This is a genomic window from Nitratireductor basaltis (assembly GCF_000733725.1).
Taxonomy (GTDB): Bacteria; Pseudomonadota; Alphaproteobacteria; order Rhizobiales; family Rhizobiaceae; genus Chelativorans; species Chelativorans basaltis.
The window spans coordinates 185,888-200,239 of record NZ_JMQM01000003.1 but is presented as its reverse complement, the minus strand read 5'-3'; the positions used below and the strand labels follow the sequence as shown (position 1 = coordinate 200,239).

15 protein-coding genes are annotated in these 14,352 nt (G+C 62.0%); 9 read left to right on the top strand and 6 right to left on the bottom strand.

Annotation, left to right across the window (positions count from 1 at the left end):
- Window positions 1-18: 18 nt before the first annotated feature.
- Genes EL18_RS16820 through EL18_RS16805 form a run of 4 tightly spaced genes read right to left on the bottom strand, consistent with a single transcriptional unit; the run spans window position 19 to window position 4,450 of the window.
- Complete coding sequence (locus EL18_RS16820; RefSeq protein ID WP_036486943.1) at window positions 19-1,500, bottom strand: tripartite tricarboxylate transporter permease; 1,482 nt, start codon at window positions 1,498-1,500, stop codon at window positions 19-21.
- 11 nt (window positions 1,501-1,511) lie between these two features.
- Complete coding sequence (locus EL18_RS16815) at window positions 1,512-2,036, bottom strand: tripartite tricarboxylate transporter TctB family protein (RefSeq protein WP_051914444.1); 525 nt, start codon at window positions 2,034-2,036, stop codon at window positions 1,512-1,514.
- 15 nt (window positions 2,037-2,051) lie between these two features.
- Window positions 2,052-3,005 (bottom strand): Bug family tripartite tricarboxylate transporter substrate binding protein, encoded by a 954-nt coding sequence (locus tag EL18_RS16810; protein WP_036486940.1) that lies wholly within the window; start codon window positions 3,003-3,005, stop codon window positions 2,052-2,054.
- The gene (locus EL18_RS16805) at window positions 3,002-4,450 is read right to left on the bottom strand and encodes an NAD(P)H-dependent oxidoreductase (protein WP_036486937.1); all 1,449 of its coding nucleotides are present in this window, start codon (window positions 4,448-4,450) and stop codon (window positions 3,002-3,004) included. The genes EL18_RS16810 and EL18_RS16805 overlap by 4 nt, the downstream gene beginning before the upstream one ends.
- Before the next feature lie 336 nt (window positions 4,451-4,786).
- Here EL18_RS16805 and arsH point away from each other — a divergent pair, with 336 nt between their 5' ends.
- The 7 genes from arsH (at window position 4,787) to EL18_RS16770 (ending at window position 11,034) form a co-directional block, all read left to right on the top strand.
- Window positions 4,787-5,518, top strand: coding sequence for an arsenical resistance protein ArsH (arsH, locus tag EL18_RS16800; RefSeq protein ID WP_036486935.1), 732 nt, complete (start codon window positions 4,787-4,789; stop codon window positions 5,516-5,518).
- A 10-nt stretch (window positions 5,519-5,528) separates the two neighbouring features.
- The gene (locus EL18_RS16795) at window positions 5,529-5,858 is read left to right on the top strand and encodes an ArsR/SmtB family transcription factor (RefSeq protein WP_036486933.1); all 330 of its coding nucleotides are present in this window, start codon (window positions 5,529-5,531) and stop codon (window positions 5,856-5,858) included.
- A complete protein-coding gene (locus EL18_RS16790; RefSeq protein ID WP_244444636.1) occupies window positions 5,798-7,096 on the top strand; it encodes an MFS transporter in 1,299 nt (432 codons plus the stop codon). The genes EL18_RS16795 and EL18_RS16790 overlap by 61 nt, the downstream gene beginning before the upstream one ends.
- Before the next feature lie 161 nt (window positions 7,097-7,257).
- Window positions 7,258-8,166 carry a glycine betaine ABC transporter substrate-binding protein OsmF gene (osmF, locus tag EL18_RS16785; protein WP_036486928.1) on the top strand — a complete coding sequence of 303 codons (909 nt, stop codon included), beginning with the start codon at window positions 7,258-7,260 and terminating at the stop codon, window positions 8,164-8,166.
- A gap of 11 nt (window positions 8,167-8,177) precedes the next feature.
- On the top strand, window positions 8,178-9,347 hold the full coding sequence (locus EL18_RS16780; protein WP_036486919.1) for an ABC transporter permease: 1,170 nt from the start codon (window positions 8,178-8,180) through the stop codon (window positions 9,345-9,347).
- A complete protein-coding gene (locus EL18_RS16775; protein WP_036486917.1) occupies window positions 9,344-10,279 on the top strand; it encodes an ABC transporter ATP-binding protein in 936 nt (311 codons plus the stop codon). The genes EL18_RS16780 and EL18_RS16775 overlap by 4 nt, the downstream gene beginning before the upstream one ends.
- Window positions 10,276-11,034, top strand: a complete 759-nt coding sequence (locus tag EL18_RS16770) for an ABC transporter permease (RefSeq protein WP_036486915.1) — start codon at window positions 10,276-10,278, stop codon at window positions 11,032-11,034. The genes EL18_RS16775 and EL18_RS16770 overlap by 4 nt, the downstream gene beginning before the upstream one ends.
- 10 nt (window positions 11,035-11,044) lie before the next feature.
- On the opposite strand, the gene EL18_RS16765 is transcribed toward EL18_RS16770, so the two are convergent.
- Entirely contained in the window at window positions 11,045-11,545 is a 501-nt protein-coding gene (locus EL18_RS16765) for a MarR family winged helix-turn-helix transcriptional regulator (RefSeq protein ID WP_036486913.1), read from the bottom strand.
- 101 nt (window positions 11,546-11,646) lie between these two features.
- On the opposite strand from EL18_RS16765, the gene EL18_RS16760 reads away from it, so the two are divergent.
- Window positions 11,647-12,204 carry an NADPH-dependent FMN reductase gene (locus tag EL18_RS16760; RefSeq protein ID WP_036486911.1) on the top strand — a complete coding sequence of 186 codons (558 nt, stop codon included), beginning with the start codon at window positions 11,647-11,649 and terminating at the stop codon, window positions 12,202-12,204.
- Between the two features lie 62 nt (window positions 12,205-12,266).
- A complete protein-coding gene (locus EL18_RS16755; RefSeq protein WP_036486909.1) occupies window positions 12,267-13,187 on the top strand; it encodes a DMT family transporter in 921 nt (306 codons plus the stop codon).
- Here EL18_RS16755 and EL18_RS16750 read toward each other — a convergent pair.
- Window positions 13,165-14,229 (bottom strand): RHE_PE00001 family protein, encoded by a 1,065-nt coding sequence (locus EL18_RS16750; protein WP_051914442.1) that lies wholly within the window; start codon window positions 14,227-14,229, stop codon window positions 13,165-13,167. The two genes, EL18_RS16755 and EL18_RS16750, sit on opposite strands and share 23 nt — an antisense overlap.
- Window positions 14,230-14,352: the final 123 nt, after the last annotated feature.

The following is a 14,352-nucleotide window of genomic DNA, read 5'->3' as shown; positions in this document are numbered from 1 at the left end:
TACTCCTCGTAACTGCGGTCAGGCTGCCCGGCGCTTGAAGCGCGCAAGCAGGGCCGGACCGAAAAGGGTGATTGCGGAAAGCACGATGAAAAGCAGGGCCAAAGGCTGGGTGAGGATCATCCACCACGCGCCGTCGAAGATCTTCAGCGAGTTCTGCAGATTGGTCTCGACCATGTGACCAAGGATCAGGCCGATGGCGACCGGCGCCACGTCAAAGCCGAAGCGGCGCATGAAGAAGCCGACCACGCCGAAGATCAGCACGAGCCACACATCCAGCATTGACTGGTTGAGCGCATAGGCACCGATGATCGACAGCGCGAACACGATCGGCCACAGGATCGGGATCGGGATAAGCGAGACGCGGGCAAACTGCTTGGCAAAGAAAAGGCCGATGACCAGGAACATCAGATTGGCAAGCAGCATGGCGCCGAAAATGCCGTAGACCGTGTCCACCTGCTCGGTGAAGAGATAGGGGCCGGGGCGAAGACCGTGCACCAGCAGGCCAACCAGGATGACCGCCGCCGTGCCGGAGCCTGGAATGCCCAGCACCATGGTCGGCACCATCGCGCCACCGGTTGCCGCATTGTTTGCGGCCTCCGCACCGGCAATGCCCTCGATGGAGCCCTTGCCGAACTCTTCCGGATTCTTCGACCAGCGGCGGGCTTCGGAATAGCCGATCATGGAGGCGACGGTCGCGCCTTCCGCCGGCAGGATGCCGACAAAAGTGCCGATGCCGCAGGAGCGCAGCACCGCGCGCCAGATCTTGCGATAGTCGTCCATGGAGGGAAGCTTGATCGCCTTCATCCGCACCACGGCGGCCGAATTTTTCAGCGCCCCCGCCTGAACCAGCAGTTCCGACATGGCGAACAGACCGATCATGACGGAGATGAAGTCCAAACCTTCGTAAAGTTCGTACTGGCCGAACATGAAGCGCTCGATGGAGGTAGACTTGTCTGCTCCGATCGTTGCCAGCCAAACGCCGAACATGCCGCCGATCAGGTTCTTCACCGCACCGCCGCCGGAGATGGTTGCGAGCATTGAGAGGCCGAACAGTGTCAGGGCAAAATATTCCGGCGGGCGGAATTCATAGGCGACCGATGCCATCATCGGTGCTGCAATGGCGAGCGCGATCACCGAAAAGATGCCGCCAAATGTGGAGGAAACCACCGCCACGCCGAGCGCACGCCCCGCCTCCCCGCGCTGCGCCAGCGGATAGCCGTCCAGACAGGTCACGGCGGAAGAGGATGTTCCCGGTGTGTTGATCAGGATTGCTGTAATCGACCCCGCAAAGGTCGCGGAGACATAGATCGTCGTCAGGACCGTGATCGCGTGGATCGGCTCCATGGTCAGCGTGAAAGACAGCAGCAGCGCCGCACCTGTCGTCGCACCCAGACCGGGCAACGCTCCGATAATCACGCCACCGACTGTTGTTATGGCCACGAGGAAGATCAGATAGGGATCGAGAAACACCGACCCCATGGCGGCAATCGCGTCATACATCCTGCTTCTCCTCAGCCGTAATAGATGTTGGTCAGCCAGCCGCGGGGAAAGCGGACTTCAAGCACGAGATCGAAGAACAGAAGGATCGTCAGCGGCGTCAGGATCGCCAGCGCAAGCGCCACCCAGACGCGCCTCTCGCCCCACAGAAGCGACTTGGCGAAGATCGTGATCGCCAGCGCCAGCATCATGTCCGCGAACGTGGTGACGAGCGCGAACACGCCCATCAGTGCGATGGTGATCCAGACCATGCCGTCCAGGGGCTCGCGCCTCTCCGGCGGGTTCTTGATGGTTTCTCGAATGAGGAAGAGGTTGAGAATGATCACCGCCCCCATCAGAAAAATTGGAAAGGCACGCGGCTGCATGCCGGAGCCGACAAAGGCGGCAGGCGCGCGATCGAAGGTCAGTGCCAGCGCGGTCACCACGCCGGCAAAGATGAAGATGAAGACCGGCACCAGGAGATCGGCGAGCGCCGGTTTCTCCCTCGTGCCGGTCTTGCGGTCCGGCAGGTCTGACTGCAGTTCTTCCAGATGTGACATGCCGGACCGCTCCGATTACTTCAGGCCGAGTTCTTCGAGTGCAGGCCCCATGGCTTTCACCATGTTGGACATCTGCTTGCCCCAGGCTTCCGAGCCGACAACGGATTTTCCATCAAGACCGACCGAGGTCAGGTAGCCCTGGTAGACGGAGTGATTCATCGCTTCGACCAGCTTCTCTTCCAGGATCGCGGCCTGTTCGTCGGTGATGGTGGCCGGTGCCACGAAACCGCGGATGGTCGAGAATGACACGGGGATTTCCAGCGAGTAGGACGTTACCGCATCGGGGATCACCGACATGCCTTCTTCGGCAAGGATGATCTGCGGGCAGATATCGCCTGCCTCGATCTGGGCTGCGGCTTCGGCAAGGTTGAGCACGCCGACATCGACCGAGCCCGCGACGAGCTGCGTTGCCACTTCGCCACCGCCGGAGAACGGCACGATGGTCGGTTGGGTCAGGCCTGCTTCCTTGGCGAAAACATAGGTGGAAATCTGGTCGATATCGCCGAGATTGGCGGTGCCGAACTTGATGGCATTGTCCTTCATCGCATCGACGAGCTTCTGCGGCGAGTTGTACTCGCTGTCACAGCGCGTCATGAAGATCTGCGGATCGTCGGTGCCACGCGCGATGGGGCGCATTTCGTCCATGGTCAGGCCGGTCTTGCCAGCCGCGATCTGGATTGCATGACCGCTGGTGAAGGTCATGAGCATGTGGTCGTTGTCGATATTGTCCTTGAAGTAGTTCATGGCGACAACACCGGCACCGCCGCTCTTGTTGACCACGACCATGTCCTGACCAAGCAGGCGACGTCCGCGGATCATCATCATGCGAGTGGTAACGTCGGTACCGCCACCGGCACCGGCATGGGTGATCACTTCAACCGTCTTGTTGGGGTATTCGTCCTGCGCCATGGCCGGCATGGCTGCCACGACTGCTGCGACAGCAACCGCTGCCTTGAACATCTGTTTCATCGAACCTTCTCCTCCCTCTGTTGGTGAACTTCCAAGCCCTCATTTCGAGCGGGGGCATCGCTCAACCCGAAGAAGTGCCCGTCCTGCCAGCGCCGGAGACCGAGCAGCTCGTCTTCTTCGGGAATTTCCAGATCCTGCATCGTGATATTCGCGCCCGCGCGAACGGCCTGTCTCAGCCGGCGATTGGCGGCGAGATAGAAAGGTGCCGGTGCATCTTCATCTAGCCTGCGGGCTGGCAGTATGCGCGCGGCGACATTGTCGATCGTGTGATGATGACCGCCCATGGAAAGCACGGTCCCCGCAGGCAGGTCGGCAGTGGCACAAGCCACCAGATCCACATGATGAGCCGGCTTCACGCCGCCATTGGTCTCGTTCAGAATTGCGGCATCGAGAATGGTGGTCGCGGCCTCAACGCCTAACAAATGGCGTGGCGTGGCAATCATCGCCGTCCTGCCGTCGGGCGCCAGAGTGTGGCCTTTCTCGCCCAGCATCTTCCATGTCTCGGCATCATTGCAGCGCACGGTGATGAAGACACCGCCGGCCAGGCTCAACTCGGTGGGCAGCCGCAGGCAGTGGAAGACGTCCAGCACTCCACCATTTGCAAACAGTCCACCTTCTTCCGCGGGGCGGAACAGCGACGGCACCTCCTGAATACGGGCGATCGGTGAGTGAAAATCCGCGCGGTCGGGCTGGAGGCCCGTTGCATTGGCAACGACGGACAGTTCGCACAGATCCGGCACTGCACGCTGATTGATCATGGAAGCGACTTGCGCGCGGCGGGCAACGCGGTCGAGCAGCGTCACGTCCGGACCGCTCATAAGCTCTGCCATACCGGGCAGTGAAATCACGCGGCCATTGCAGGTCAGCTCTTTTGCGTCGGGATCATAGACAAAGTCATATTCACTGGACTTGCCCGCGCCGATGATCTCAAGTCCCAGGACGCGCGCCCAGGTGATGAGGCTGATCAGCAGGCTCGGCTGGTCGCCGTCCACGGGTGTCGCGACACAGCCATTCGACTGCGCCATCGCGGAAAGACCGGGACCGATAACGCTGTCCACTTCCTTGGAGACAAGGGCCACGTGGCGGCCCGCGGAGACCGCCATATGCGCGTGACGCGCTCCCGCCTCCGGATGCCCCGTGGCTTCGACAAGCACCTGATAGGGAAGTGCGGCCACATGAGCCATGTCGTCCACAACGACCATGTTACCGCGCTCCCATGCCGCCGCGGCCTCGGCGGGCGAGGCGCAAAGTGCGATCTCGCTTTCCTCAAGCCCGACAGCCTTGAGCGTGGCGACAGCGATGGAAGCGTCACGCTCCACCACGATACGTACCGCGATCAGTGGTATGGAGCGGCTCTGCACCAGAAAGCTGCGGCCAAAGCCCCCTGCCCCTGCCAGACAAACCGAAACCGGCGCCGCACCCTTGTATCGCAATTCGTAATTCACGCTCGTCCCCCCGACTTCGAGAGGACACTAATCGGCATTTTGGAATTTTGGAATACCAAATTTGCGGCGAGATAGGTTCGACGGTGGCCGCGTCACCGAATCCAATCGGCAGCAGCCTGCAATATCAGACACTTGAGCGACAGATCATTCGGAACATTTTTCTGCGCGCGGACATGCAAAAACGACTGCGAACTGTCGCAAATGCAATTCATGCGCGATTTCCCTTGTTGCGCACCACCTCCGTAAACCCTATTTCGATATTCTTCGAACAAACAGTTGACCGTGAGGCCTTTCGCCTCTATTTCGATTATATTCGAAATAATCAGAGCACGCAGAATGTCTAACAGCCCCTCATCCCTTTCCGACCTTCCCAATCTGGAGAGCGAGCTTTTCCCGCCCGTTGACGAGGACAGGCTGTTCAACGCGCCGCGCATGCGCCATGCACCGCGCATCCTCATGCTCTATGGGTCGCTTCGCGAACGCTCCTATTCGCGCTTCGCTACGGAAGAGGCGGCGCGGATTCTTCGCCGGCTAGGTGCGGAGGTGCGCATCTTCAATCCGAGCGGACTGCCGCTTCCCGATGCCGAGACACCCGATCATCCGAAGGTGAAGGAGCTGCGCGAACTTTCCATGTGGTCGGAGGGACAGGTCTGGTGTTCGCCGGAACGCCACGGCTCCATGACCGGCATCATGAAGGCGCAGATCGACTGGCTGCCGCTGTCGCTTGGCGGAGTGCGCCCGACCCAGGGCCGCACGCTTGCTGTCATGCAGGTTTGTGGTGGTTCGCAGTCGTTCAATGCGGTGAACCAGCTTCGCATACTCGGCCGCTGGATGCGCATGTTCACCATTCCCAACCAGTCTTCCGTCGCCAAGGCCTTCAATGAATTTGACGCAAACGGCCGGATGAAGCCGTCGCCCTATTACAACCGCATCGTGGACGTGATGGAGGAGCTGATGAAGTTCACGCTTCTGCTTCGCGAGCGTTCCGACTACCTTGTCGACCGCTATTCCGAGCGCGTGGAGACGGCGGAGCAAGTTTCCCGACGCGTCAATCAGCGCTCGATCTGAGAGGACCGCCATGGAACTCGACACCGCAGTGATGCAGCTTGAGGCCCTGGGCCATCCGATCCGTCTCAAGCTTTACCGCGCCCTTGTGCGCGCCGGTGACGAGGGGCTGCCCGTCGGCACGATCCAGCAGAAGCTGGAAATCCCCGCCTCCACGCTGTCCCATCACCTAAAGCGGCTGGACGAGACCCGGCTGATCACCCGTGAACGCCGTGCGACCACGCTGATCTGCCGCGCCAACTATACGGCGATGAACGCGCTCATCGGTTATCTGGTGGATGAATGTTGCGTGGAAGGGTCTCCTCCTCGAGCAATCACCCCCGCGCTCACCGGCTGCGGCTGATCGACATCATGACCGCCGCCTCTGCCCCGCGCGGCGAACGCCGCTTCATCAACATGCTTGGTGCCGCGCAAATCTGCTCATGGGGCACGATCTGGTACGGCTTCCCGCTCATTGCAGAAGCCATGCGTGGTGATCTCGGCTGGACCAAAACCGAGATCTATGCCGCGGCCACGCTTGGCATGCTGCTCGCCAGTCTTGCCGCCTATCCGGTAGGTGCTGCCATCGACCGTGGCCATGGCCGAAAGGTCATGGCGGGTGCATCCATTGCCGCCGGCCTGCTTCTGGCGCTCTGGTCACAAGTGGACACGCTTTGGCTCTACTACCCCGTGCTTGCCTTTCTCGGCTGTACGCAGGCCGCGGTGCTATATGAGCCGGCTTTCGCAGTGGTCACCCGCAGGGTCGGCCCGACAAGGGCGCGCGGAGCGATCACCGCGCTCACGCTTTGGGGCGGCTTTGCCAGCACGGTCTTCATACCGCTCATCCAGTACCTCATCGATACCCAGGGCTGGCGCGGCGCGCTGCTCGCCATGGCCGGCGTCAATATCGTCATATGCGGCACGCTCTATGCACGGGCGATCGACCCGGACCGCGATGCTGCCCCCGTACCGCTTGCAGCCGACGAAGCCGCACCCCTTGCCGGACGCGCAGCGGTGCGCGCGGCCATGCGGCTGCCCGCCTATTGGGGTCTGATGGTCGCATGGATTTCCTATGTGGGCACCTTCTCCGCGCTGACCTATCACTTCTATCCGCTGCTTCTGGAACGGGGTCTTGATGCTGCGGCAACCGTGATGGTGCTGACCGTCATAGGCCCCGCGCAGGTCGCCGGCCGCATCGCCGTCCGTGCGCTCGCACACGATCTTTCCGTGCGCCAGCTCGGCTCGGCCATCGTTATTGTCTTTCCGCTGGTGGTGATCGGCTTTGCCTATGCGCCACCCAATCTCCTCATCATCGCCTGCCTTGCCGCCGGTTACGGTGCGGCCAATGGCATGACCACCATCATACGCGGCGCAGCCATTCCCGAAATGGTCACCCGCCACGCCTATGGTGCGGTCAACGGCTCGATTGTCGCCCCCATGACCGTGATGCAGGCATTGGCACCGCTGGGCGCTGCATTGCTGTGGCAGGCCACGGGCAGCTATGGCCCGGTTCTCGCAGCCATCTTCATCGGCTCGCTCACATTCTGCGCCGGTTTCTGGTTTGCCGCCCTGCGCAGCCGACCCCCTGTTGTAGCGAAGTGAGAGCTGCAGATTTCGCCCTTTCACAAAACGCTTATTTGCCGGACCGCCCGGTTCCTGCCACCATTGTCAGCAAATTTTCGCCCGTCCCGTCGCCAAGCTGCCGGTGCAGCCCTAGATCATCTTCCAGATAGCATTCACTGATCCCGTTTAGGAGCACTTCCATGAAACTGCGTTTCGCCCTCGCCGCCCTCGGGCTTTCGGCAGCACTGACGACAACCGCCCAGGCCGACATCGTCGTTTCCTCAAAAATCGACACGGAAGGCGGCCTGCTCGGCAACATGATCGCGCTTGCTTTGGAAGATGCCGGTCTTCCCGTCGAACGCCGCCTGCAGCTTGGCGGAACGCAGGTGGTGCGCGAGGCCATTCTGGCCGGGCAGATCGACATCTATCCGGAATATACCGGCAATGCCGCCTTCTTCTTCAACGAGGCCGACAGCGAGGTCTGGAAGGATGCCGAAGCCGCCTACAAGCGCGCCGCTGAACTCGATGCCGAGGCCAATAACGTCATCTGGCTTGAATCTGCCCCCGCCAACAACACCTGGGCCATCGCAGTTACCGGTGCGCTCGCCGAGGAACATGGGCTGAAGACCATGTCCGATTTCGGCAAATGGGTGTCGGAAGGTGGTGAGGTGAAGCTTGCCGCCTCGACCGAATTTGTCTCCTCCCCTGCCGTCCTGCCTGCCATGCAGGAGGCGTACGGTTTCGAACTCTCATCCGATCAGACTGTCGTGCTTTCGGGCGGCGACACGGCGGCGACCATCCAGGCAGCCGCGCGCGGCACATCCGGTGTCAATGCGGCCATGGCCTATGGCACGGATGGCGGCGTTGGCGCGGCAGGTCTTGTGGTGATGGAGGACGACAAGGGCGTGCAGCCTGTCTATGAGCCCGCACCTGTGGTCCGCAAGGAAGTGCTCGACGAATATCCGGCCATCGCAGCGGTGCTGAACCCCATCTTCTCCGGCCTCGACATGGCGACGCTGCAGAAGCTCAATGGCCGCATCCAGGTGGGTGGCGAGCCGGCGGAAGCCGTTGCGCGTGAATATCTCACCCAGACCGGCGTTCTGGACTGATCTTTCCACCCATGTCGCCGCGCAGCCAGCCCGCCCTCTCACCACCGGGCGTCCTGTTTGCCGTTCTGGGGCTGGCCAGTCTGCTGGCCCCTTACATGACGCTCGCGGCAAATCGCATTGTCGCGGGTGAAGGTGTGCCCGCCTGGTCTCTCGGCTCGCCCGGCACGAGCCTAGGTGGGCTTGCGGCATTGATCGGGGGGCTTGCTCTCGGGCTTCCCGCAGGGCGGCCCGCCTTGCGCCTTGGCGGTGCCTTCATCGGTTTTGCAGGGCTCGTCTGGCTGCTTGTTGCCGGCACATCCTCCCTTCTTGGCGAAGCAGGCGAATTCGCGCGCGTCTCGCCCGGGGCGGGCTTCTGGTGCCTGCTCGTCGTGCTCTCGCTCCTGCTGGCTGATGCGCTGACCAATCTTTCGCCGGGACCCCTCACCCGACTTGGCGTTCTGCTCACTGCACTCGCCGCACTTGCCGCGGTCCTGACCTCGGGCGCACTCGCCGATCTTTCCATCATGCAGGAATATGCAAGCCGGGCCGCTTCCTTCTGGGATGCGGGGGTGCGCCATCTGTGGCTCGCCTTTGGCTCACTGGGTGCGGCAGCACTGATCGGATTTCCACTCGGCATATTGAGCCATCGCAGCGACCGTCTGCAACGCTCGCTTTTGCCGGTCTTGAGCTTTCTGCAGACGATCCCGTCGCTTGCCATGTTCGGCATCATGATCCCCATTCTCGCCTGGGTCGCGGCCACCGTGCCCGGCGCGCGCGAAATGGGTGTTGCGGGCATCGGCTTCATGCCCGCCTTTCTCGCACTCGTTCTCTATTCGCTGCTGCCCGTCGTCGCCAATACGGTGGCGGGGCTTGATGCGACGCCACCAGCCGCCTTCGAGGCTGCGCGCGGCATGGGCATGACGGAATTGCAGCGCCTCCTGCGCGTGGAACTGCCGCTTGGCCTGCCTGTCATCCTCGCCGGGCTGCGCATCGTTCTGGTGCAGAATATCGGCCTTGCAGTCATTGCGGGCCTTATCGGCGGCGGCGGCTTTGGCACCTTCGTTTTCCAAGGTCTCAACCAGACCGCCACCGACCTCATCCTGCTCGGCGCATTGCCCACGGTGCTGCTGGCCCTCGTCTCGGCCATCGTGATGGACATTCTCGTCGAGCTGTCGAGCCCGCAATCCGGGAGCCAAAGATGATCGAGATCGACAAGATCACCAAGCTTTATGACGAACGGGCTGCCGTGGATGCCGTCTCGATGACGGTCGAGACCGGCACCATTACGGCCATTGTCGGCACTTCCGGTTCGGGCAAGAGCACTCTGTTGCGCATGATCAACCGGCTGGTGGAGCCGAGTTCCGGCAGCGTGCGTATCAATGGCGAGCCGACAACAGACCTTGCCAAGCACATTCTGCGCCGACGCATCGGTTATGCGATCCAGGGACATGGGCTTTTTCCCCACCACACGGTCGCGCGCAATATCGGCGCGGTGCCGCGCCTTCTCGGCTGGTCGAAGGAAAAGATACGCAATCGCGTGGACGAACTGCTTAACCTCTTCTCCATGCCGCCGGAGGAATTCCGCAACCGCTTTCCCGCAGAACTTTCAGGCGGTCAACAACAGCGTGTGGGCGTGGCGCGCGCGCTTGCCTCACGTCCCGACCTGCTTCTGATGGACGAGCCGTTCGGCGCGCTTGATCCCATCATTCGCACCCGTGCACAGGCGGACCTGAAGCGCATCCAGCGCACCCTGGGCTCCACGATCCTGCTCGTCACCCACGACATGGAAGAGGCCATTCATCTCGGCGACCGCGTGGCAGTGATGGATGCGGGGCGACTTGTGCAATATGCGACGCCAGCCGAGATCATCGCCCGCCCGGCGACGGACTTTGTTGCCGAAATGGTTGGCGGCGTCGACCGTCCCTTGCGCCTTCTGTCGCTCTTTCCCCTTTCGGAGCTTGTTGAGGAAGGCCCCGCATCAGGAGAGGCGCTGCCGGAAAGGACCAGCCTGCGCGACGCGCTTTCGGCCTGTCTGTGGTCGGGGCGCGCGGCCGTGCCTGTCAGTCGTGACGGTCAGGTAATCGGCCGGGTGACGCTTGATGCCATCCGGGCGCGTGCGGAAAGCCTTCAATGAGGTCTGCAGCACTTCTTCGCCTGGTCCTGATTGCCCTGCTCCTGGCTCTTGTCTTGCAACCGGAGTGGTTCACGCCGCTCTTTGCGCCCTTCGCGCCGGAGAACGGTCCGGTGATCTATGACCGCGCCTCCTTCCTCTATCTCTCGCTCAGCCATCTGGGGCTGGTCGCGCTTGCCTCAGGTGCTGCAACGCTCGTGGCCGTCACGCTTGCAATTCTGGTCACGCGGCCTGCGGGTGCCGCCTTTCTCCCGCTTTCGCGCACGCTTGCCAATCTCGGCCAGACCTTTCCGCCGGTCGCCGTTCTGGCGCTTGCAGTGCCCATGCTCGGCTTTGGTGCCGGGCCGACGCTCATCGCGCTCTTTCTCTACGGCATGCTGCCCATCTTCGAAAACGCGGTGACCGGTCTTGCAACCCTTCCCCCCGCCACGATGGAGGCCGCGCGCGGCATAGGCCTCAACCGCCGCCAGCGCCTCATCCAGGTGGAACTGCCGCTGGCACTCCCCGTCATCCTCACGGGCGTCCGCCTGTCGGTCGTGATCGCCCTTGGCACCGCCACGATAGGCTCTACGGTTGCCGCGCGCACGCTTGGCGAAGTCATCATCGCAGGCCTGCTCACCAACAACACCGCCTATGTCTTGCAAGGCGGCCTGATCGTCGGCCTCTTCGCCGTCCTCATCTATGACGCGCTGGTGCAACTTGAAGCGCGACTGGCGCGGCGCATGGGCAGCAAGACGGCAGCGGCCGCGCGAGCCTGAGACGGGGGCATCACTCGCTGTCCTGAAGAGCCTCGCTTCTCACAAGCTTGCAAAGAAGGCCGGCCAATTGTCTTTGCTCCGTCTCGTTAAGACCGGAAAGCAGCCGTCTCTCGTTCTCCACGTGATCCACGATTGCCTTGTCGATGAGTTCGAAGCCTTTCTGCGTGAGCTCGACCACCACCCCCCGCCTGTCCCGGGGATTGGCCTTGCGCGCGACGAGCCCCGCCTGTTCCAACCGGTCGATGCGATTGGTCATCGCCCCCGACGTGACCATCGTCGCCTCGTAAAGCTCCGTGGGCGTCAAGGCGTGGGGTTTGCCCGCCCGGCGCAATGTCGCCAGCACGTCAAATTCGCCCGGCTGCAGGCAACAGCGCTTGAAAAAGGGAGCAAGGCCGTTCCGCGTCACCATTGATGATGCTTCCGAAAGAAGCCCGATCACCTCCATCGGCAGAAGATCGAGATCAGGCTTTTCCTTCCTCCATTGCTCGACCGCAAATAGTGCGCGACCCATATTTCTCCCCCTAAAGTATCTTGACGTTAAGATTCTTATCACTATTTTACCCGCGAACCCACCTCCTTGAAAGATGGGTAATCACATTGAAGGAAATAGAGATGAGCAAGATCGCCGTCATCATTGGCAGCATCCGTGAAGGTTCCTACAGCCGCAAGATCGCCGAGGCTTTGCCGGAGCTGGTCCCCCAGCACCAGTTCGAGATTGTCCCGATCGACGAACTGTCCTTCTTCTCCGAAGATCTGGAAGCATCGCCGCCGGAGAGCTGGACGGCATTTCGCAGTCGCATCACTGCGAGCGAGGCCGTTCTGTTCATCACCCCGGAATATGTGCGTTCCGTACCCGGCGTCCTGAAGAACGCAATCGACATCGGCTCGCGCCCTTATGGAAAAGGTGCGCTGACCGGCAAGCCTGCCGCCATCATTTCCACCTCACTTGGTGCCATTGGCGGCTTTGGTGCAAACCATCACCTGCGCCAGTCATTGGCCTCCCTCGACATGCCGACACTCGGTCAGCCTGAAGCCTATATCGGAAATTCCGCCACTCTCTTCGATGAGGGTGGACGTCTTTCCAACGAGAACACGGCTGAGTTCCTGAAATCCTTCATTCACCGCTTCAGCCAGTTCATCGGAGAGAAGGCACGGGCCATGGCTGCCTGAAATCCTGCGTCGTCACGCACCACTACGGGATGACGCCAGCCTGCAATTTTCGGAGACCGAAGGTGAGAACGCTCTGGAATTCCGCACTCGCGCTGCTTGTAGCCAATGGGGCCCTTCTGGGCCTCACCCCTCCGCTTGGGAAGCTGGCGACTGCGGCAGGCGTGCCGCCCATGATATGGGCCTTTGTCATATCGGCTGGGGCGGGGCTGGTCCTGATCGCTGTTGTGCTCGCACGCGGCGCGCGGATCAGGCTCGACCGCGCTACGCTCATCTATCTGTCGGTCACGGCCGCGATCTCCTACGCGATCCCGAATATCCTGATCTTCTCGGTCGTGCCGCATCTGGGTGCGGGATATACGGGCATCATGTTCACCCTGTCGCCGGTGTTCACCCTCGCGCTGTCCACCATGCTTGGTGTCAGGCGGCCAAGCGCCCTTGGCCTGGCAGGCATTCTGGTCGGCTTCGTAGGCGCTGTGACCGTTGCCCTGACGCGGGGCGAGACCGGAGCACCGGCCGAGATGATCTGGGTCTTGCTCGGACTTGCCATTCCCGTATCGCTGGCGGCTGGAAACATCTATCGTACCGCCCGCTGGCCGAGCGATTCCGGGCCGTTTGAACTTGCCGCGGGCAGTCACCTTGCCGCAGCCATCCAGCTTTTGATCGGCATTGTCATTGCGGGGCAGATGTCAGCTTTCACCCTGCTCCCCTCGATCCCCATGATCGTGTTCCTGCAGATTGCAGCAGCGTCGGCCATGTTCGCACTTTTCTTCCGATTGCAATCCGTTGGCGGACCGGTCTATCTCAGCCAGATCGGATATGTCGGCTCTGCTGTCGGCCTTGTTATCGGCATCCTGTGGCTCGGGGAAAATTACGCGCTGCTCACCTGGACCGGCGCTGCGATCCTGGGCGTCGGCGTGGCGGTGACAACGCTTGCACAGATGCGAGCGAACCGTGCCAATGTTACAGCACACCCCAGGCCCTGAAACGACCGCGGCCCGTAACTTCGCGCAGCTCCAGTTCGCCCACGAGATTGAGGGCCGCGCGCTGGGTAATCTTCAACTCGCCCGCGATCAAGGCCGCCGATACGACCGGGCGCGCCATCACCAGATCCACGAGTGCGGGCAGGCTGGAGCTTGTCCTGCGCCCTTCGAGCTTGCGCATGATGCGGGCATGCGCAAGGGTCAGGCGCTGCAACTCCTTCATGCCGCGCTCGGCGTAAAGCTCCACCCCCTCGATGAGGGCTGAAAGCCGCACGTCCCGGTCACTTGAGCGCCGGCGTTCGCGGGATATCGTTTTCAGCCCCAGTGCAAGGGCGGGCAGATGGGCGCGCGCCTTGTTCGCGCGGCGCAGATAGGAAGCAGCAAGCTGTAGCCCGAGCCAATGCTGGTTCTGCAACGGCGTCTCAACCTCCCATATGTCCCAAACCAAGGCCGCCGCCAATACCAGAGCACCGGCTTCGTGTGCTGCCTGCTCCACCACCTCCAGCCATCGCGCGATGCGTTCCCCCTCCCCCCATTGCGGATCATGCAATGCCGGGTCCGGCGAGGATTTGCGAAGCCTCCCACCTGGAGGCACTTCGCCCTGCAGAACCTGCTCGGTTCGCTCCAGAAGCGCGTCCATGTCTGCCAATTCGCGCGCAAGCGCATCCTGTCCGGATATAGCGGTTGCCGCTTCCATCGTCACGCCGCTCGCTTCCTCGCGCCTGGCCAGATGGTTCACGCCTTCGCGGCTTGCGGCCCAACCCGCCGGAGCGCTCGCAATGCGCCTGCGCGTGCGCAGCACCTCATGGGCGCGCGTCAGCTCGTGGCTTGGCGGGCGGATATCCATGCGCGCATCGTGCAGCACGAGTTCTTCCTCATGCACCAGCTCGCCTTCCAGCCACAGGCTGGCTGCCGCCTCATGAAAATGCTGTCGCGCGCGGAACCCGTCAGCAAAGGGACAGGCGGCGATCCGCTCGTCCAAACGCGCAAGCGCATCCTCCGCGCGCATGATCCGCGCCAGCATGTCGTGGTCGATGCCGCCCAATCGTCCCTCGTCCTCCATTCCAGCGAACTATAGGCGAAGGCCTTTGCAGAAGCGAACAGGCTTTTTCGTTCCGTAAGGCCAAGCGCTTGACGCATGGGCAAACAAGCGCCTAACTCGACAGTG